The organism is Posidoniimonas corsicana (assembly GCF_007859765.1).
GTDB lineage: Bacteria > Planctomycetota > Planctomycetia > Pirellulales > Lacipirellulaceae > Posidoniimonas > Posidoniimonas corsicana.
Map to the genome: position 1 here is coordinate 911,612 of NZ_SIHJ01000001.1, position 19,434 is coordinate 931,045.

A 19,434-nucleotide genomic window follows, 5' to 3' on the forward strand; every position below is an offset into this window, starting at 1 on the left:
AGGGCCTCCTTAAGGAACGTTGAATCGCAGGCTGTCGACCCAAGCGCGGAACGCGTCGCGGTTGGCGCCGACGGTGGCGGCGGGGCCGCGGAGCTTGAAGAACCAGACCATCGGGCCCCGCTCGACCATCGCGGCCAGCGTGTTGTCCTCGTGATCGTCGGAGAGCATCTCAAAGTAGACGCCGTCGGCGCCGGCGATCTTCATTTCCTCGGTCACCTCCCCCAGCGCGTCCGGGTCGACCGGCGGCATGCCGTTCTCGCCCAGCCAGCGGTTGGCGTTGGCCAGCGGGTCGGCGATCTCCGGCGCCGACGATGGGAACGGCATGCCGGTCACGACCGCCTCGGCGTCCCCGTCACCCACGCGGACGTTCACCACCCGCATGCTTGTGGGCGGCAGCTCGCGCCAGCCGTTGGGCAGCTTGTACGTCAGCGGCCGCGGCTGCGGCGGGTGGGGATCGGTCGCCGGCGGCGTCGCCGAGGCCCGGGGCGGCGGCGACATCATCCCGCCGGCCATCGGGGGCATCATCGCGGCGGCGTTCGCTTCGCCTACCAGGTCAACGACCACGGCCTCGCGGCCCGCTGACTCGAGCGGCTCGATCCCGTCGCGGCTGTCGGCCGCCAGCGGGTCGAGGCTCAGCTGGCCGCGCCAGCGGTTCACGTTGTCCAGCACGCCGGCGTCCCAGTCGTCGGGCAGCGCGAGGCCGATGACCGACAGCTCCAGGGGCTGCTCGCCGGCAGGGATCAGCAGCGTCGACAGCCGCATGCCGGAGCTGGGCTGCTCGGTCCAGCTGTCGGGGGTCTCCCAGGTCGGGCGGCCGTCCTCGTAACGGATTGTCTTGAGGAACGCGTGCAAGTCGTCCGCCACGGCGTCGACCTGCTCGCTGGGGCCCATCGCCTTGAAGAACCAGGCCCGCTGATCGCCGGCAACCATCGCAGCGATCATCCGGCTGGGCACGGCGGGCTGGGCCGACTGCGGTTGGGCCGCGGCGGGCGGAGCGGCGGCCGACAGGTCTTTGGGGACCGTGTAGGTGCGGATCTCGTCCGCCGGCCGGCAGCCGATAGCAACAACGAGCAGCGCCAGCGGCAGCAACGCCACGGGCGAGGGCAGGGCGGGACGGATCATCGATCTCCCGGAATCGGAGGGCGTGAACAGCGGCGGGCGCCCTTTGGGAGGCAGCGCCACGGGTGCTAGATCGGCAATTATACGAGCTTGCCGCCAGCGGCTGCTAGGCGCATCCGGCCGCGTCCTATTGTCGCACCGCCCCCACAGAGAGGGGCTGCGGCGGCCCGGCGTGTCGCCGCGGCCGCTAGTTGTTCAGGCCGATCAGCCCGAGGAAGCCCTGGATCAGCGGGCTCTGCAGCGTCAGCGACTCCTCCGCCGCCCACATGCTGCGGAGCAGGTCGGCCGCCATGATGGCCGATACCGCCATCAGCATGGCGCTGAGCCCGAGGAACGCGACAATCCACATCGGGAAGACCGCCTCCTGGGCGATGACCGGCGAGGCCTGGGCGCCGGGCACCCCCACCACGACGGCCGAGGCGTCGGTCAGGGCGACCTCGTCGTCCTCGTCGCCGGGCTCTTCCACCGCGTCCAGCGCGATGATCTGCGAGCTGTCGTCCTCGTCCTCGTCGTCGCCGTCGTCCGAGGGCTGGAGGTTGAAGTCGGGGCTCGAGGCGAACGCGGTCGAGCCCTCCAGCGAGACCTCCGACGCGCTGCTGCCGATGGCGAGCGAGTCGCCGCTGCTGGCCAGCGAGTCGCCCAGGTCGAGCGAGGAGCCGATCGCCGAACCGCCCAGCGCGAAGGACTCGTCGTCCAGGGCCAGTCCGCTGTCGGACGGCTTGAGGTTGATGCCGCTGTCGCCGCCGGAGAGCGAGATGTCGTCGTCCGAGGAATCGAGCACCAGGTCGTCGGACCCGTCGGGCTGCAGGCCGGCGTCGGACGCGGCGAGGTCGAGCTCGAGCTCGTCGTCCTCGTCGGAAGCCAGCGAGAACGCGCTCGACTGGCCCGACTTGGCCTCGTGCACGCCGGTGTCGCCGGCTTTGGAGCCGGCGTCGTCGGAGGCCAGCTCCAGCGAGCTGCCGAGCCCGGACGGGTCGGCGGCGGCCTCTTTCTCTTGCTTGGCTTTGCTGGCGGCGGCCTGCGCGGCCGCGACGTCCTGCGCCTCGAGGATGCGGCTCGACTCGGCCTCGAGGTCGAACTCCAGCTCCTCCAGGTCCTCAAACTTGCTGGCGGCGGCCGACTTGGCGGCGCCCAGCAGGTCGTCGACGTCCTCGTCATCGGCCAGGCGGACGTCGCTCATGCCGGCGGCGTTGTCGGGGCTGGCCAGCAGCAGGTCGTCGTCGGAAGGCTCGTCGCGGAGCTGCGAGCGGCCGATGATGGTGCTGGGCGGGCGGTCGGGCGAGTCGCCCAGCTCGTCTTCGCTCAGCAGGATGGATTCGTTGTCGTCGTCCGCTTCGGCGGCCACGGTCGGCTCGTCGAGCATCTCCAGGTCCAGGTCGGAGGCCCCGGCCGAGGGCTCCTCCTTCTTGGCCGGCTCTTCGGTGACCTCGACGTCCAGGTCGCTGGCCGGCGCCAGGCTCAGCGAGCTGAGGCCGGTGCTCTCGTCGCTCTCCAGCGAGATCGATTCGCCAAGGTCGATGCCCGACGGGAGGTTGCCGCTCTTGATGTCCTCGCCGAGCGAGTCGATCTCTTCGGTGCGGAACTTCCAGCTCACGCCGTCGCGGTAGGCGCGGACAGCGCCCGACTCGCGGATCTCGTTGAGCTTGTCCTTGCTGATCCCGAGCTGCGTCGCGGCGTCGTCGAGTCCGATGAACTTGTTGGCCATGGCGTTGTGTCGTCCCCCACCCTAGGGCGAGGCTCCAGACGCCACCGCGGCTCCTCCGCGTCGGCGTCGGTTCTCATTGAGTTCCTAAACTCTTAAGCCCACTACGCACTTCCTCAGGCAGCGGCAGCTCAGTGTCGTACTGCGGCATCTGCAGGTCCCAAGTCACGTTCCTCACGCTCTTCAGGGCCAGCTTACCACTGTGCGGGTCGATGTGATAAACAGCCAACACCGCACGCTTGGTGTCCGCCACGACAACCGTGTGCGGCCGGCCCTCCTGCTGGATCACGTGCGTGACCAAGCCGGGCGCCGGCGCCGGCGCCGCGCCGAACTGCCCAGCGGCTCCCTGGCCAGCAGCGATTGGCTGCCCGGCGGCGGGAGATTGGGCGCTCAGCCATTCGCTGCCCCACGCGACTGCAAGCAGGCAGGGGATGGCGATCAGCAGCACACGGACTGTTCCGGTCATCTTGTCGGCTCCTCGGGTTGGCCACGACCCACCCGCTGGGGGGCCGTAGAACGAGTCCAGTAAGAACCGACAGGCGTAACCTCATTCTAAAAGGGCGCCCAACCGATTCAAGCTAAATCCTCTACCGCCAGGCAGTTGAGGCGAACCGTGCAAACCGCGCCACGCGCGCATCCCGGCCCAGCGGAGGCCCGGAATCTAGCCGCTACCCCGCTCGGCAGCCAGACCGCCCGCTTGCGGTGTGGTCGCCGCCCGCTAGGCTGGGCGGCATGAGCAGCCCGACCGCCGATTCGCCCGAAACCGCCCGCCGCCTCGCGACCGCGGTCGCCATCGCCCTGGAAGCGGGCGCCGAAACGCTTAAACTATTTCGTAAAAAAGACTTACAAGTCGACCGCAAGGACGACAGCTCGCCCGTCACGGCGGCCGACCGCGCGTCCGAGACGCTGCTCCGCGAGCGGATCGCCGACGCCTACCCCGACGACGGCATCCTCGGGGAGGAGTTCGGCGAGACGCCCGGCGACTCCCCGTACCGCTGGATCCTCGACCCGATCGACGGCACCAAGTCGTTTATCCACGGGTCGCCGCTCTACACCACCCTGGTCGCGGTGACCTACACCCCGCCGGGCCAGCCGCGGGAGACCGCCGAAGAGCCCCTGATCGGCGTCATCCACTCGCCCGCGACCGACGAGACCGCCTACGCCGCCACCGGCGGCGGCTGCTGGTACCGCAGCGGCGACGAAGAGCCGGTCCGCACCCAGGTTTCGTCGACCAAGTCACTCAGCGAGTCGCTCCTGCTGACCACCGACGTGGCGGCCATCGCCAGGGAACGCACGCCCGAGGCGCTCGACGCCTACCTCGACCTGATGCACGCCTGCCGGCTGAACCGCACCTGGGGCGACGCCTACGGCTACCTGATGGTGGCCACCGGCCGGGCCGAGGTGATGATCGACCCCAAGCTCAGCCTGTGGGACGCGGCCGCCCTCAAACCGGTCATCGAAGAGGCCGGCGGCGTGTTCTGCGACTGGCAGGGGGTTCCGACCGTACACACGGGCGATGGCGTCGCCACGAACGGCCAGATCACTGAGCAGGTACTACGCTACACACGGGGCAAGTAGGCCCGCCGTTCCGCCACGGTGAGAGTTGAGGGCAGGCTTCGCTGAGGAAGTCTTGGCCCGCAGAATCGGGCGGCGAGGCCGGCTTTGTTGCTGAAACCGGCTACTCAGCGCGGTCTAATACGGGGTGCACTGGTCTAGAACCGATACCGTCTGGGTCCACCTGGAGGCCCGGAGTTCTGTCCCCTTTGGTCCCTAATGGCGTGTTAGAGCGGACAAAAGTCGGCGAGCAAAACCGCCGAGCCAACCGCCAAACGCTGCTATACAAGCGTGAAACCATCCGGGGGGCCTCCCGTGGGGCCCGACTTTTGTCCCTAAGGATCGATTGCGCAGGAGCGGACAAAAGTAGCGAGCTGCCGAGCGGTCGCTGGACCGGGCCGTCGCGGCCGATCGCCGTAAGCCGGCTCGCCATTGTGGCTTCCGCAGAATTGGCTATATTGGCGGACTTCGGATCGCCCGAAGCAAAGCGACACACACGAGTTAGACCCGAGTCGGCTAAGATCTGACTTGCCTTCGTGCTCCGTTTTGCTGGTGCAGGCGCCGGATGAAGGTTCGTTCTCAGACGCGATAAATCAGAGGAGCGGAGCAGATGGCTCGCCAGTGCGAAATCTGTGAGAAGCAGGCCCAGATGGGCAACCAGGTCACGACCCGCGGTAAGAAGAAGTACCTGGGCGGCGTCGGCACCAAGATCACCGGCATCACCCGCCGCAAGTTCAAGCCCAACCTGCAGCGGGTCAAGGTGACCGGCGCGGACGGCCAGAACCGCCACGCGCTGGTGTGCGTGCAGTGCATCCGCAACGGCGCGGTCAAGAAGGTCGTCCGCCAGGCGCCGTTTGTGGTGCCGAGCAAGTAGCTTCGCGTCCGGCCACCCAATAGCTGAGACCGCGGATGTCGATATCACGCGCCGACGTTGAAAAGGTTGCGCTGCTCGCCCGGTTGACCCTGACCGAGGACGAGGCGCAGCAGATGACGCGCCAGCTAAACGACATCGTCACCTACGTTGACCACCTCTCGGAGGTGGACACCGAGGGCGTCGAGCCGATGGCGCACGCCGTGGAGGTGCACAACGTGCTCCGCCCCGATGTGGTGCGCGACAGCCTGCCCCGCGACCAGGCGCTGGCCAACGCCCCCAAGCACTCGGGCGTCGGGTACCTGGTTCCGGCAGTCCTGGGCGACTGACCCGCGGATTGGTCCTCCCCACGCAACAGTTCAGCCGCACCGCCGGGCCCGCCGCCGCCCCCCAGGCCTCTTTCAGACACCAACCCTCCGCCGGGCATGACCCTCGTTGAATCATCCGCCGCCGAATTGCTCGGGCAGCTAGGCGCGGGCGAGACCTCCTCCCGCGAGATCACCCAGGCCTGCCTGGACCGCACCGAGTCCCACGACGCCCAGGTCGGCGCGTTCCTGCGGGTCGACGCCGACGCCGCACTGGCGCAGGCGGACGCGATCGACAAACGCCGCGCCGCCGGCGAGACGCTCGGCCCGCTGGCCGGACTGCCGGTCGCCGTGAAGGACCTGCTGTGCCAGCAGGGCGAGCCGACCACCTGCGCGTCGCGGATGCTGGAGAACTTCCGCCCGCCGTACGACTCCACCGTGGTCGCCAAGCTGCGTGAGGCCGACGCGGTGCTGCTGGGCCGCACCAACATGGACGAGTTCGCCATGGGCGGCTCGACCGAGAACTCGGCGTTCCAGCCGACCCGCAACCCGTGGGACCTGAAGCGTTCGCCCGGCGGTTCGAGCGGCGGCGCCGCGGCGTGCGTGGCCGCCGGCATGGCGCCGCTGTCGATCGGCACCGACACCGGCGGCTCCATCCGGCAGCCGTCGGCGTTCTGCGGCGTGGTGGGCATGAAGCCGACCTACGGCCGGGTCAGCCGGTTCGGGCTTGTGGCGTTCGCCAGCAGCCTCGACCAGGTCGGCCCGATCGCCGGCAGCGTGACCGACACCGCTTTGCTGCTGGACGCGATCGCGGGGCACTGCGAGCGGGACTCCACCTCGCTGGACGTCGCCAAGCCGAACTACCTTCAAGACATCGACAAGCCGCTCGACGGGCTCCGCCTGGGCGTGGTGACCGAGCACTTCGGCAAGGGGCTCGACCCCGAGGTCGAGAGCGCCGTCCGCGCCGCCATCGCCGCGTACGAAGGGCAGGGCGCCGAGATTGTCGAGCTGTCGCTGCCGCACAGCAAGCACGCCGTGGCGACCTACTACGTCATCGCCCCGTGCGAGGCGTCCAGCAACCTGGCCCGCTACGACGGCGCCCACTACGGCTACCGCACCGAAGAACGGGCGATGCTCGCCCAGCTGCAGGCCGATCGCAAAGCGGCCCAGGAGGCCGGCGACGAACAGGCCCTGGACGACATCGACACCGCGCTGGTGCGGATGTACCGCCAGAGCCGCTCGGAGGCGATCGGCCCGGAGGTCAAACGCCGCATAATGCTCGGCGCGTACGCCCTCAGCGCCGGCTACTACGACGCGTACTACCTCAAGGCGCTCAAGGTGCGGCGGCTAATCCGCCAGGACTTCGACCAGGCGTTCGAGAAGGTCGACCTGATCATCGGCCCCACCACCGCCGCCCCCGCGCCCGAGCTTGGCCAATTCGACAACGACCCGCTCGGCATGTACCTGCTGGACCTGTACACCGTCAGCGCCAACCTGGCGGGCCTGCCGGCGATGAGCCTGCCGTGCGGCCAGAGCAAGTCCGGCCTGCCGATCGGCCTGCAGCTGCACGCCCCACCGCTGGAAGAGGCCCGCCTGCTGCGCGCCGCGCGGATGTTCGAGCAGAGCGGCGCCTGGGAAACCAAGCGATGCGAACTGTGAGTTGACCCACCCCAGGCGGGGTGGGCTAGCAGGGCTAGCAGCCAGGAATACAGAGCGACACCGCCAATTTCCAACCGCCAATCTCCAACCGCTTCCCCATGTACACCACCGTCATCGGCCTGGAAGTCCACGTGCAGCTCGCTACCAAGAGCAAGCTGTTCTGCGGCTGCAGCACGGCCTACGGCGCCGAGCCCAACACGCAGACCTGCCCGGTCTGCATCGGCATGCCGGGCTCGCTGCCGGTGATGAACGAAGAGGCGGTCGCCCTCGCCATCGAGACCGGCCTGGCGCTCAACCTGCAGATCGCCGGCTTCACCAAGTGGGACCGCAAGCAGTACTTCTACCCCGACCTGCCCAAGGGCTACCAGATCAGCCAGTACGACCTGCCGATCACGCACGACGGCTGGCTGGAGATCGAGGACCCCAAGGGCGCCTTCGAGCCGAAAAAGGTCCGCATCCTCCGCGCCCACCTGGAAGAGGACGCGGGCAAGAGCCTGCACGACGAGGCGGCCGGCAAGGGCGACACGCTCATCGACCTCAACCGCACCGGCACGCCACTCTTGGAGATTGTCAGCGAGCCCGACCTCCGCAGCGCCGCCGAGGCCAAGGCCTACCTGACCGAACTGCGGCTGCTGCTCACCTACCTGGGCGTGTCGGACTGCAACATGCAGGAGGGCAGCCTGCGGGTGGACGCCAACGTCAACCTGCACATCCCATCCGACGACCCCGACGCCAAGGACGGCAAGATCGCCACGCCGATCGTCGAGATCAAGAACATGAACAGCTTCCGCGCGGTGGAGCGGGCCATCGAGTACGAGGCCGAGCGCCAGCACCGCGAGTGGAAGGAAACCGGCCGGCGGCTCGGCCAATCGCCCAAGCAGACCCGCGGCTGGGACGACGCCGCCGGCGTGACCCGCGCCCAGCGGAGCAAAGAAGAGTCGAGCGACTACCGCTACTTCCCCGACCCCGACCTGGCGCCGGTGGCGATCACCGCGGCCGAGGTCGACAAGGTCCGCGAGCGGCTGATCGAGCTGCCCGCCGCGATCCGCCAGCGGCTGGTCGCGGACTACGGCCTGTCGCTGTACGACGCCGACGTTATCGTCAACCAGGGCCGGCCCACGGTCGACTACTACCTGACCGTGGCGGACCAGTCCGGCGACAACAAGCTGGCGGCCAACTGGCTCACGCAGGACGTGCTCCGCACGCTCAAGAGCCAAGAGATCGGCATCGAGCAGTTCGCGATCCCGGCCGACCGCCTGGCCGGCTTCGTGAAGAAGGTCTCTGCGGGCGACCTGCCGAGTTCCCGCGCGCGGGAGGTGTTCGACGCGATGCTCGACTCCGGCGCCGACGCCGACGCCGCGATGGAGTCGCTCGGCATCACCCAGGTCGACGACTCGGAGATCGACGCGCTCTGCCAGGAGCTGCTCGCCGCCAACCCGAAGGTGGTGGCCGACGTGCAGGGCGGCAAGCAGCAGGCGATCGGCGCCCTGATCGGCCAGGCGAAGAAGAAGAACCCCAACATCGACCCCGGCAAGTTCCGCCAGACCTGCCTGGAGCTGATCGCCAAAGGCTGACCCCAAGTGCCCGCGCGCCCCCAGAGCTGCGATGTCGCTGTTGTTGGCGCCGGCATTATTGGGCTGACGATCGCCGAGGAGCTGCTCTCACGCGGGCTCAGTGTCACGGTCGTCGACCGCCAGTCCGCCGGCCGCGAGGCGTCGTGGGCAGGGGCCGGCATCCTGCCGCCGGGGTCGCGTTACTCCGATCACCCGGCGCTGGAGGAGCTGGCCGCGCACTCGTTCCGACTTAACGCCGAGCTGTCGCAGCGGCTGCGCGAACTCACCAGCCTGGACGACGGCTTCTGGCGGTGCGGCGCGGTCTACTTCGCCAGCACGCCCGAGCAGCAGCGCAAGTTCGGCGACCTGTTCGCCCGCTGGCGGTCCCGCGACATCCGCGTCGACGCGGTGGGCGAGGCCGACCTCGCCGAACTCGCGCCGTACGCGTCGGACAGGCTGAAGCAACTGGCCGCCGCCGGGCAGGCGTTCCACGTGCCCGCCGAGGCCCAGGCCCGCAACCCGCGGCGGCTGCGGGCGATTGTCGCGCTGTGCGAGTCGTGGGGCGGGCGGCTCATCGAGCACGACGAGGTGACTTCGGTCGACGAGGCGCCCCAGCAGGTGACCCTCCGCCTGGCGTCGGGCGCGGTGATCAACGCGGGCCGGGCGGTCATCGCCAGCGGCGCGTGGGCGTCGCGGTTCCTGCCGGCGGCGGGGTCGGCCGCGCACGTGCGGCCCGTGCGTGGTCAGATGCTGCTGCTGGAAGGCGACCACGCCCTCGCCAACAACCTGCACGTCGACTCACTTTACCTCGCGCCCCGGCGGGACGGCCGGGTGCTGGCCGGCGCGACCGTCGAGGAGGCCGCGTTCGACAAGTCGAACACCGCCGAGGGGTGCGCGACGCTGCTGGACTTCGTGCGGGGCAGCGGCCTGGGCGGGCTGCGGCTGGTGCGATGCTGGGCCGGTCTGCGTCCCGCGACCCCCGACGAGCTGCCGCTGATCGGTCCTGCGTCGGATCGCGTGTACATTGCGGCGGGGCACTACCGGGCGGGTTTGCAATTCGCCTGCGCGACTGCGATGCTGATCCGAGAGATGATGCTCGGCCAACCGCCGTCCATGGACGCTACGCCTTTTCGGATCGATCGATGACGCTCTTCTACGCCGCCGGCGCGCCGGACGCCGACCTCCAGACCGAAGACCTGCGCGGGGCGCTCGCGTCGGCGCTCGACCAGCTCGGCGACCGCCGCCGCGTGATGGCCGTGCCGCCCGACCTGTCCCGCGCGCACAGCCAGGCCGGGCCGATCACCTGCCTGCTGCACGAGCTGCTCGGCGACCGGCTGACCGACGTCATGCCGGCGCTCGGCACGCACAAGGCAATGACCGACGCCGAGCTGGCCGAAATGTACCCCACGGTGCCCAAGGAATTGATCCGGGTGCACCGCTGGCGGGACGACATCGTCACCCTGGGCGAGGTGCCGGCCGACTACGTCGCGGAGCAGACCGAGGGCGCCTGGACCGAGGCCTGGCCCGCCCAGACCAACAAGCTGATCGCCAACGGCGGGCACGACCTGATCCTCTCGATCGGCCAGGTGGTGCCGCACGAGGTGATCGGCATGGCCAACTACAACAAGAACATCTTTGTCGGCGCCGGCGGCGTGCGGGGGATCAACGAGAGCCACTACCTCAGCGCCGCCTACGGCATGGAGCGGATCATGGGCCGCGCGGACAACCCGCTGCGGCGGATCATGAACCACGCCCAGGACCTGTTCTGCGGCGACCTGCCGATCGTCTACGTAATGACCGTCGTCGGCGACGGCAAGATCCGCGGCTTGTTCATCGGCGACCACCACGACTGCTTCGAGCAGGCGGCCGAGCTGTCGCTGCAGGTGAACTTCGACATCCTCGACCAGGCGCCCAAGAAGGTGGTGGTGTCGCTCGACCCGCACGAGTTTCACAGCACCTGGCTCGGCAACAAATCGATCTACCGCACCCGCATGGCGATCGCCGACGAGGGGGAGCTGATCGTGCTGGCGCCCGGCGTGCGGATGTTCGGCGAGGACCCGGAGATCGACCGCCTGATCCGCAAGTACGGCTACCGCCCGTCGGCCGAGATCCAGCAGCTGGTCGCCGACAACGACGACCTGCGGGGCAACCTGTCCGCCGCCGCGCACCTGATCCACGGCTCGCCCGAGAACCGCTTCACGGTCACCTACTGCCCCGGTCACCTCAGCCGGGAGGAGATCGAGGGCGTCGGCTACCAGTACGGCGACCTCGCCGAGATGACCGAGCGCTACGCGCCCGAAAACCTGAAGCTCGGCTGGAACGAGGTGAACGGCGAACGCCTGTTCTACATCCCGAACCCGGCGCTCGGCCTGTGGGCCCACAAGTCCCGCTTGCCGGACTGACGAAACGCCGACGGCGTAACCGGGTATACTCGTGGGCCGTCACCCAGGGCGCGCGGCGCCGCCGCCCCCTGGACCTGGGACATTCAACGCCTTCGGCGAATTCTCGCTTATGGCCTCTCCTCAACCCGAACCGCGCAACCTGTTCAGGCTGTGGATCTGTATTGCTGTTGGGGTAGCGATCTACTTCTCCCCGGTCCCGAACGGACTCACGCCGCCGGCCTGGCACATCTTCGCCGTTTTTACGGCGACCATCGTCAGCTTCCTACTGCGGCCGCTGCCGATGGGGCCCTGCGTGCTGATTGGGCTGCTCGTACTATCGGCCACGCGGGACCTAATGTGGGCATCACCCGATCGGCCTGCGGACCTATCGTACTTTGAGCCCGTAGACCTCGAATCGTTAATGGACCGGTATGTCCCACAGCTTGGCGAGAGCGATGCCCAAGCCACCGCCGCATCCCCAGCCGCGCGTGACCTTCACGCCGATATCAAGCTCTCGTTAGCGCAGGCCCTCTCAGGTTTTGCCGACACCACAACTTGGCTGGTCGTCGCGGCGTTTATGATCTCCGGGGCGATGATCCGCTCGGGGCTGGGCCGGCGGGTGGCGTTGTCGATGGTCGACCGGTTCGGCCGCACCACGCTGGGGCTGGGGTACGCGCTGGGCGCGGCAGAGCTGGTCCTCGCCCCGTTTGTCCCGTCCAACACGGCCCGCGGCGGCGGGGTGATGGCGCCGATCGTGAACTCGCTTTCGCACGTGCTCGGCTCACGGCCCGACCCGGACTCGCCGGACGAGGGGCCCAAACGGGCCGGAGAATATCTGGTACTGTGCGGCGCTCACGCCAACCTAGTCACGGCGGCCATGTTCCTCACCGGCATGGCGGCCAACCCGCTGGTCAACAAGGCGGCCGCCGACGTGTTTGGCGAGGGCGTCGGGCTCTCGTGGCCGCAGTGGCTGCTGGGGGCGGCCGTACCCGGTCTGATCAGCCTCGCGCTGCTGCCGCCGCTGCTGTACGTGCTTGCGAAGCCGGAGGTGGGATCGTCGGCCGCGGCCCGGCAGAAGGCCCGAGCGGACCTGGTTGAGATGGGCCCCTGGACGTCGCGGCAGATTGTGATGGGGGTGATCCTGCTCTCGATGCTGACGCTCTGGATGACGGCGCCGCTGCAGAGCAAGGCCTTCGGGTTCTCGTTGCACACCACGCTGGTGGCGCTCTTGGGCGTGGCCGCCATCGTGGTGCTGGGCGTCGACTCGTGGCGGGAAGTGACCTCTAACCCGGGCGCGTGGGACGCGTTGATCTGGCTCGGCGGGCTGATCAGCATGGCCAACGCGCTCCGCGAGACCGGTTTCACCGCCTGGTTTGCCGAGTCGGTCGGCGCGCACGTCAGCGGCATGCCGCCGCTGGCGTTGGCGGTAGCCCTGGCGGTGGTCTACTTCCTGTCGATGTACGCGTTCAGCATGCTGACGGGCCACATTATGGCGTTCGCTGGGGTGTTCTTCGCCACCGCGCTGGCCGCGGGCGCGCCGCCGCTGTTGATGGTGGCGCTGATCGCCTACTTCTCCAACCTGTGCGGCTGCACCACCAACTACTCCACGGGCCCGGTGGTGATCTACTTCGGGCTGGGGTACGTGTCGGCCCCCAAGTGGTTCTGGGTCGGCTTCTTGGTGGGGGCGATGCACCTGGCCGTCTGGCTGGGGGTCGGGCTGCCGTACTGGAAGCTGCTGGGCTGGTGGTGACCGGTTGCGCCGGCGGCGCCGGTTGTCCGGGGCCACGACGCGCGGCGGCGCTGGTTGGGTCGGTCAGCAGCGTAGAGCGCGGCGCGCCGCGCTCCGCGGACGCCCGGCGCCAGCCGGTGTGGGACCTAGAGTTCGGTGGAGTACTGCGCCGTCGGCGCCCACCGAACCCCAACCACCGTTCATGTCGACAGTCGAATCAGAAGAGGTCATCGGCGGCGGCCTGCTGGACACCCTGTTCAACAGCGACGACACGTTCCTGCCGGCCGAGCCGCAGGCGATCGGCGAGCTGGGGCTGAGCCCCGTGCTCATCGAGTCGCTGCTCTGCAAGTATCTGCTGCAGGTCGGTTCGGCCGCTGGGCGGCAGATCGCCGAGAGCATTGCGCTGCCGTTCGCGTTGGTCGAGCCGATGTTCGCCGACCTGCGGGGCCGCCAGCTGCTGTTCCACCAAGGGCAGGCCCAGCTGGGCGACTACCAGTACGCGTTGACCGAGCAGGGCGTGGCCCGGGCGCAGGCGGCCATGGCGTCCAACTCGTACGTCGGCCCCGCGCCGGTGCCGCTCGACGACTACATCCTGTCTGTCGAGGCGCAGTCCATCCGCGCCGAAGCGGCCCGCGAGGACTCGCTGGCCAACGCGTTCAGCGACATCAGCGTCGAGCCGCAGATGCTGGAGGTGCTCGGCCCGGCCGTGAACTCCGGCGCCGGCCTGTTCCTGTACGGCACCCCGGGCAACGGCAAGACCACCATCGCCAAGCGGATCACCCGTTGCTTCGGTAGCCACGTGTGGGTGCCGCACGCGATCATCGAAGACGGCCAGATCGTCAAGTTCTACGACGCCGCGTTCCACGAGCCGGTAGGCGAGAGCCACGCCTCGTTGCTGAAGAGCGGCGCCTCGGACCAGCGGTGGATCAAGATTAAGCGGCCGACCGTGGTGGTGGGCGGCGAGCTGAAGCTCGACGCGTTGGAGATCCGCCACGACCCGGTCAGCAATATCAGCGAGGCCTCGCTTCAGCTCAAGAGCAACTGCGGCTGCCTGCTGATCGACGACTTCGGCCGCCAGCGGTGCGAGCCCACCGAGCTGCTCAACCGCTGGATCGTGCCGCTGGAGAACCGGCACGACTTCCTCACCCTGGCCAGCGGCAAGAAGATCCAGGTGCCGTTCGACCAGCTGATCATCTTCTCGACCAACCTCGAGCCGATGGACCTGGCCGACGAGGCGTTCCTCCGCCGCATCCCGTACAAGGTGGAGGTCGGCGACCCCAGCCTCGAAGAGTTCCGCAAGCTGTTCGAGCACTCCTGCCAATCGCTCGGCTGCCAGTACCGCCCCGAGGCGGTCGACTACCTGGTGCAGAAGCACTACCGGCCCTTCGGCCGGCCGCTCCGCCGCTGCCAGGCGCGTGACCTGCTGACCCAGGTGAAGAACTACTGCGTGTACCGCGGCCTGCCGATGGAGCTGCGCCCCGACTACCTGGACCGCGCCGTGAACGGCTACTTCGCCACCTGCGGCGACAACGCCTCACGGGCCCCAGCCGAGGAGCCGACGCTGTGAGCACCGACGCACACCCCGACGCCCCCCGGCTGCCCGGCTACGAGCTGCTCGAGCACCTCGGCAGCGGCGGCTACGGCCAGGTCTGGAGCGCCCGCGCGCCGGGCGGCCTAACCAAGGCGGTGAAGCTGATCCACGGGCGGCACGACGAGTCGCGCGCCGCTCACGAGCTCAAGGCGCTCGAGCGGACCCGCGAGGTGCGGCACCCGTTCGTGCTGTCGCTCGAGCGGGTCGAGTTCATCGACAACCGGCTGGTGGTGATCAGCGAGCTGGCCGAGGGGAGCCTGCGGGACCGGTTCCGCGAGTGCGTCCAGCAGGGTCTGCCCGGCATCCCCCGCGACGAGCTGCTCGGCTACCTACGCGACGCGGCGGACGCGCTCGACTACCTGACGATCAAGCACGGACTGCAGCACCTGGACGTCAAGCCGGAGAACCTCCTGCTGCTGGCCGGGCACGCCAAGGTGGCCGACTTCGGGCTGGTCAAGTCGATCAACGATCAAACGCAGTCGGTGGTAGGTGGCATGACGCCGGCGTACGCGCCGCCAGAGGTGTTCAAGGGCGCGCCGTGCCGCTCGAGCGACCAGTACAGCCTGGCGGTGGTGTACCAGCAGATGCTGACCGGCGTCGCGCCGTTTGACGGCGTGAACGCCGCCGAGCTCACACTGCAGCACCTGCACGACGAGCCCAACCTCGCGTCGCTGCCGGCAGACGACCGGTTCGCCGTGTCGCGCGCCCTCGCCAAGACGCCCGACCACCGCTTCGAGTCGTGCGTCGAGTTCGTCCAGGCATTGGCCGGCGCGGGCTCGTTTGGGACGACCAGCGTTGAACCGCGTCGGGCGCCCGGTGCGGTGGAGCCAACCGCGGCGGCGCCGTCACACGCCACGGAGGTCTGCGGGCAAGAAGACCCCGTCCGCCACTCCTCCGACCTAAGCCTGAGCCTGCCGAGCCTGAGCGGCGACGGCCCACACCCCATCCCGGCCCCCGAGTTCGAACGGAGCGGCTTTGCCGCCACACCAACTCTCTTCTTGGGAATCGGAGGGACGGCGGCGGGCGTGCTCCGCGAGCTGAGGCAGCAGCACAGCGAGCAGCATGAGCTAACCGGGCCTATCCCCGCCATGCCGATGCTGCTGTTGGACACCGACCCCCGCACGCTGTCGTCGGCGGCACGCAACGCAGATGGCGGCGCCGGGCTGCAACGCGATGAGACCCTCTGCCTGTCGCTCCGACGCCCGCAAGAGTACCGGGAGAAGTCGGACAAGATCCTGGGTTGGCTCGGCAGGCGTTGGCTGTACAACATCCCCAAGTCGCTGCAGACGGAGGGCATCCGCCCACTGGGCCGGCTGGCGTTGGTCGACAACGCGCGTCGCACGCTGCAGCGGATCCGCGGTGCGCTGTCTGACTGCCTGTCAGCCGAGAGCATCGACTCGTCCGAGCAGGCCACCGGCACGCCCTTCCGCCGCGACGCGGTGCGGGTGTATGTGGTGGCTTCTGCGTGCGGCGGATCGGGCGGCGGCATGGCGATTGACGTCGCCTACGCGGTGCGGGCGTTGCTCGACCGTATGGAGCTTGCCGACGCGCAAGTGATCGGCGTCACGACGTTCTCTACCGGACGGGACGGCGAGCGGGCCGGGCTGGCGCGGGTCAACGCGTTTTCTTGGCTCACCGAGCACGAGCACTTCAGCAGCGGCGCGCACGCCTACCCGGGCGACGACGGCGCCGGGCTGCCCGCGCACAACGTGGGCGTGGCGCCGTTCGACCACTCGTACCTTGTTCACCTGGGCGACCGGCTCGACGAGTCCGGTTTCGCCGCCGGCTGCAAACGGGTTGCCGACTACCTGGCGGTCGATTCGGGGTCGGCCGCGCAGCACTGCCTGGACGCTGTCCGCGGGGATGGAGGTCAGGACAGCCGACGGCGGCAATTGCGGACTTTCTCCGCCCAGCGGCACGAAGCCTCGCCCGCCGACACCCGCCGCGACGCCGAGCAGCTGCTCACCAGCCTGCTGTTCTCCAACTGGATTGGGGAAAGCCGGCCCGCAGAATCTGATCAGGACGCGACCAGCACCAACCGGGTGGTCATGGGCGCCGGCGAGTTGGTGGGTCGCCTCAAACTCGACGCGGCGCAGCTCGCCACAAGCTGCCGAGCGTTGGTCGAGCAGCACGTTAGCTCGGCGGCTCTCCCCGCGCCGACCGAGACCGACCTGCTGGCCCGGCTCGAACAAATCAACGACCACTTCGCCCCCTCTCCCGACCTCAATCGCCCGCTGCTGGGCCCGACGGCGCCCAACCGCATCGGAGATACCCCGGTGGTCGACCTGGTGCGCGAACTCTCGTCGGGTCTGCAGTCGGAGATCTCGAGCTGGGTCTACGAGCGGCTGGAAACCCCCGGCGATCGGCTCAGCGGCGCGCGGCAGGCGGCCGACTGGCTCCACTCCCATTGCGAGTCGCTGACCGGCAGCTTTGAACGGTTCGCGGCCGCGACCCAGCAGAAGATCGTCAGCGTCGCCCAACAGGCCGCGTCGAAAGACGCCGATGGCCCGGCCATAGAGACCCGCTTCGCGCACCTCAAGGCGGACCTGGCCGCGCTCGAGGCGGCGGCCCTCGTCTCGGCAGGACTGAAGACCGAACTGCGGGAGGTGCTCGAGCGACTCAACGAGGTGCGGGCCGCCACGGGCAGCATCGCCAAGTCGATGGCCGACAATGCTTCCTCGGACACGCCGGCGGCGTACGCCGCGCTGGACGCCGCCGGGGTCTCGCCGGTTCGACTGACAACGGCCCTGGACGGGCGACTGCAGGAAGAGTGGTCGGCCGCCGACCAACGCTTTGGACAGCTCTCGCTCACCGAGGACGGGCGGCGTGAGATCGCGTCCGCAATCCGCCGGCTGGCGCACCAGTGCGTGCGCGAGGCGCTGCTGACCCGTTCCTCCGGGGGCCCCGTGGATGTCAACGCGACGGCCGAGACGCCGTTGCTCGCGGAATTCGCCAGCGGCCGACTCCAACTGCTGCTGGCCCCGCAGGGCGCCGAAGCGGCCCACGATGAAGCGTCCGAAGTCGTCCGCATCGACTCCCCCGGAGCCGACGCGTACACCGTCTGCGAGTGCGTCGGCCTGTCCGCCGCCCACACCGCGGTTTCGCTCGTAGCGGGCCGGCGCGACTACGCCGAGTACGCCGCCCGCGTGAACACCCGCCGCGACATCGCGTGGGCCGACCTGCTAGCCCCGCCGGGCCCGCCCGAACCGGCCCCCGAGTTCCCGACCACCGCTGCCGAGCACGACATGCACACGGTGCCCGTTGAGGTGGCGTGCGACACGGCCACCGAAGTCTCAGCGTCTAACCCCTTTGTCCCCGCAGCCACCCCGTGACAGAAACCCCGCAACAAACCGAGTGCCCCAGCTGGAAGCTGAGCGGCCAGTTCGAGAACGACGGCCCGGTGCGGCACGTCCTCGTTGACCGCTCGCCGTTCGTCGTCGGGCGGCGGCACGACGTGGCCATGACCGTGACCGACTCGTCGGTCTCCGGCTGCCACGCCGAGCTGATCGTCCGCGACGACAACCTCTTCGTGCACGACCTGGGGAGCACCAACGGCACCTTCGTCAACGGCGTCCGAGTCCACGACTCCACTCAGCTCAACCCCGGCGACCTGGTGCAGTTCGCGCAGGTGGTGCTGCGGGTGGGGGTCGACCGGCCGGCCACCCAGTGCCAGACGCTGCACAACGACTCGTCGGACTGCGCGCTCGCGCTGATCCAGTTCGACAAGCTGATGGCGGAGCGGGCCGTGACGCCGCACTACCAGCCGATCGTCACGATGCAGGGCGAAGTGTTTGCGTACGAGGTGCTGGCCCGCAGCCAGCTGTTTGGCCTGTCGGACCCCAAGACCATGTTCTCGGCCGCGGCGGTGCTCAACCTCGAGGCCGAGCTGAGCCGCATCCTGCGAGACGAGGGCGTCAGCGGCGGGCTCCCCCTGCCGGGCGCGCACCTGCTGTTTGTCAACACCCATCCAAGCGAACTGGAAGACGTCGGGGTGCTGGAGCTGTCGCTCCGCGAGGCGCGGGAGATCGCCCCGCACCGGCCGATGGTCCTCGAGATCCACGAGGCGACCGCCACCAACGCCGAGGTCATGCGCCAGGTGCGCGACGTGCTGGGCGAGCTCTGCATCGGCCTGGCCTACGACGACTTCGGCGCCGGGCAGGCGCGGCTGGTCGAGATGGCGGACGTCCCGCCCGACTACCTGAAGTTCGACATCTCGCTCGTCCGCGGCATCGGAGACGCGCCCCCGGAGAGGCAGAACATGGTCGCGCGGCTGGTCCAGATGACGCTCGAGCTGGGGGTGATCCCCTTGGCCGAGGGCGTGGAGACCCAGGCCGACCACGACGCCTGCGCCCAGCTGGGCTTCGCGTGCGCGCAGGGCTTCCTGTACGGCCGGCCGGCCCCCGTCCACAAGATCGCCCGCCCCGCGGCGGTCGACTAGCCGAACAGCCCCCGCTTGAGGAACGCCTTGCGGGCGGACTCCATGTCCTTCTCGAAGTCGAACAGCTTGTCGAGCTTCGTGATCTTGAAGACCTCGCGGATCTCCGGGGACATCGAGCTCAGCTTCAGCTTGGTCTTGTATTCCTTACACTTCTTATGGATCTTGACCAGCTTGCCGAGCATCGACGACGACATGAACTGCACGGGCTGGAAGTCGATGATCACCCGCTCCTCCTCGGACTGATCGATCAGCCCCAGGACGTCCTTCTCCAACTGCTCGAGCACCACCTCGTCGACGAGCCGCGGGTCTTTGACCTGGATGATCAGGATGCCGTCGCGGGTCTGGGAAGCGATTGCCATAGCGGTGGGTCTTGGGGGGCGGGGGAAGGCGAGGGCGGCCGCAATTGGGTCCGCGGCGCCGGCGGTGAGTATAGCCCACCCGATGATCCGCAAGCAAACCGCGAGCGGGTCCGGTTGCGCCGGTTGGGAGGGCGATAGCCGGCTCTCCGGAAAACGCCTAACATAGCTGGTAC

The 19,434-nt window shown here is 69.0% G+C and carries 15 protein-coding genes; 11 read left to right on the forward strand and 4 right to left on the reverse strand.

All coding sequences use genetic code 11. The annotated features are described in order from the left end of the window. Window positions 1-9: 9 nt before the first annotated feature. The 3 genes from KOR34_RS03365 to KOR34_RS03375 form a co-directional block, all read right to left on the reverse strand. Entirely contained in the window at window positions 10-1,122 is a 1,113-nt protein-coding gene (locus tag KOR34_RS03365) for a hypothetical protein (RefSeq protein ID WP_146562186.1), read from the reverse strand. A gap of 184 nt (window positions 1,123-1,306) precedes the next feature. Next, window positions 1,307-2,824 carry a helix-turn-helix domain-containing protein gene (locus KOR34_RS03370; protein ID WP_146562188.1) on the reverse strand — a complete coding sequence of 506 codons (1,518 nt, stop codon included), beginning with the start codon at window positions 2,822-2,824 and terminating at the stop codon, window positions 1,307-1,309. A gap of 73 nt (window positions 2,825-2,897) precedes the next feature. After that, a complete protein-coding gene (locus KOR34_RS03375; protein WP_146562190.1) occupies window positions 2,898-3,287 on the reverse strand; it encodes a hypothetical protein in 390 nt (129 codons plus the stop codon). A 266-nt stretch (window positions 3,288-3,553) separates the two neighbouring features. On the opposite strand from KOR34_RS03375, the gene hisN reads away from it, so the two are divergent. From hisN to KOR34_RS03430, 11 genes are all read left to right on the forward strand, one after another. Next, the gene (hisN, locus tag KOR34_RS03380) at window positions 3,554-4,399 is read left to right on the forward strand and encodes a histidinol-phosphatase (RefSeq protein WP_146562192.1); all 846 of its coding nucleotides are present in this window, start codon (window positions 3,554-3,556) and stop codon (window positions 4,397-4,399) included. Window positions 4,400-4,985: 586 nt separating this feature from the next. Further along, a complete protein-coding gene (gene rpmB, locus KOR34_RS03385) occupies window positions 4,986-5,249 on the forward strand; it encodes a 50S ribosomal protein L28 (protein ID WP_146562194.1) in 264 nt (87 codons plus the stop codon). Window positions 5,250-5,284: 35 nt separating this feature from the next. Continuing rightward, on the forward strand, window positions 5,285-5,575 hold the full coding sequence (gene gatC, locus KOR34_RS03390) for an Asp-tRNA(Asn)/Glu-tRNA(Gln) amidotransferase subunit GatC (protein ID WP_146562196.1): 291 nt from the start codon (window positions 5,285-5,287) through the stop codon (window positions 5,573-5,575). A gap of 96 nt (window positions 5,576-5,671) precedes the next feature. Further along, the gene (gene gatA / locus KOR34_RS03395) at window positions 5,672-7,210 is read left to right on the forward strand and encodes an Asp-tRNA(Asn)/Glu-tRNA(Gln) amidotransferase subunit GatA (RefSeq protein WP_146562198.1); all 1,539 of its coding nucleotides are present in this window, start codon (window positions 5,672-5,674) and stop codon (window positions 7,208-7,210) included. A 98-nt stretch (window positions 7,211-7,308) separates the two neighbouring features. Then, window positions 7,309-8,784 (forward strand): Asp-tRNA(Asn)/Glu-tRNA(Gln) amidotransferase subunit GatB, encoded by a 1,476-nt coding sequence (gene gatB, locus KOR34_RS03400; protein WP_146562200.1) that lies wholly within the window; start codon window positions 7,309-7,311, stop codon window positions 8,782-8,784. Between the two features lie 6 nt (window positions 8,785-8,790). Further along, window positions 8,791-9,909: an NAD(P)/FAD-dependent oxidoreductase gene (locus KOR34_RS03405; protein WP_146562202.1), complete on the forward strand. Its 1,119-nt coding sequence runs from the start codon at window positions 8,791-8,793 to the stop codon at window positions 9,907-9,909. Then, window positions 9,906-11,165, forward strand: coding sequence for a lactate racemase domain-containing protein (locus tag KOR34_RS03410; RefSeq protein ID WP_146562204.1), 1,260 nt, complete (start codon window positions 9,906-9,908; stop codon window positions 11,163-11,165). Before KOR34_RS03405 ends, KOR34_RS03410 begins: the two co-directional genes overlap by 4 nt. A 109-nt stretch (window positions 11,166-11,274) precedes the next feature. Continuing rightward, entirely contained in the window at window positions 11,275-12,894 is a 1,620-nt protein-coding gene (locus KOR34_RS03415) for a DASS family sodium-coupled anion symporter (RefSeq protein WP_146562206.1), read from the forward strand. Window positions 12,895-13,075: 181 nt separating this feature from the next. Then, window positions 13,076-14,440, forward strand: coding sequence for an AAA family ATPase (locus KOR34_RS03420; RefSeq protein WP_146562208.1), 1,365 nt, complete (start codon window positions 13,076-13,078; stop codon window positions 14,438-14,440). After that, window positions 14,437-17,796, forward strand: coding sequence for a protein kinase domain-containing protein (locus tag KOR34_RS03425; RefSeq protein ID WP_146562210.1), 3,360 nt, complete (start codon window positions 14,437-14,439; stop codon window positions 17,794-17,796). Before KOR34_RS03420 ends, KOR34_RS03425 begins: the two co-directional genes overlap by 4 nt. Next, window positions 17,793-18,902, forward strand: a complete 1,110-nt coding sequence (locus tag KOR34_RS03430) for an EAL domain-containing protein (protein WP_146562212.1) — start codon at window positions 17,793-17,795, stop codon at window positions 18,900-18,902. The genes KOR34_RS03425 and KOR34_RS03430 overlap by 4 nt, the downstream gene beginning before the upstream one ends. Here KOR34_RS03430 and KOR34_RS03435 read toward each other — a convergent pair. After that, complete coding sequence (locus tag KOR34_RS03435) at window positions 18,899-19,261, reverse strand: STAS domain-containing protein (protein WP_146562214.1); 363 nt, start codon at window positions 19,259-19,261, stop codon at window positions 18,899-18,901. The two genes, KOR34_RS03430 and KOR34_RS03435, sit on opposite strands and share 4 nt — an antisense overlap. Window positions 19,262-19,434: the final 173 nt, after the last annotated feature.

Bases quoted from the DNA above. Each gene is read 5' to 3' on its own strand.
- KOR34_RS03420 (WP_146562208.1), top strand. From the start codon at position 13,076: ATGTCGACAGTCGAATCAGAAGAGGTCATCGGCGGCGGCCTGCTGGAC.
- KOR34_RS03375 (WP_146562190.1), bottom strand. From the start codon at position 3,287: ATGACCGGAACAGTCCGTGTGCTGCTGATCGCCATCCCCTGCCTGCTT.
- KOR34_RS03415 (WP_146562206.1), top strand. From the start codon at position 11,275: ATGGCCTCTCCTCAACCCGAACCGCGCAACCTGTTCAGGCTGTGGATC.
- hisN (WP_146562192.1), top strand. From the start codon at position 3,554: ATGAGCAGCCCGACCGCCGATTCGCCCGAAACCGCCCGCCGCCTCGCG.
- rpmB (WP_146562194.1), top strand. From the start codon at position 4,986: ATGGCTCGCCAGTGCGAAATCTGTGAGAAGCAGGCCCAGATGGGCAAC.
- KOR34_RS03365 (WP_146562186.1), bottom strand. From the start codon at position 1,122: ATGATCCGTCCCGCCCTGCCCTCGCCCGTGGCGTTGCTGCCGCTGGCG.
- KOR34_RS03410 (WP_146562204.1), top strand. From the start codon at position 9,906: ATGACGCTCTTCTACGCCGCCGGCGCGCCGGACGCCGACCTCCAGACC.
- gatC (WP_146562196.1), top strand. From the start codon at position 5,285: ATGTCGATATCACGCGCCGACGTTGAAAAGGTTGCGCTGCTCGCCCGG.
- KOR34_RS03370 (WP_146562188.1), bottom strand. From the start codon at position 2,824: ATGGCCAACAAGTTCATCGGACTCGACGACGCCGCGACGCAGCTCGGG.
- gatB (WP_146562200.1), top strand. From the start codon at position 7,309: ATGTACACCACCGTCATCGGCCTGGAAGTCCACGTGCAGCTCGCTACC.
- KOR34_RS03435 (WP_146562214.1), bottom strand. From the start codon at position 19,261: ATGGCAATCGCTTCCCAGACCCGCGACGGCATCCTGATCATCCAGGTC.
- gatA (WP_146562198.1), top strand. From the start codon at position 5,672: ATGACCCTCGTTGAATCATCCGCCGCCGAATTGCTCGGGCAGCTAGGC.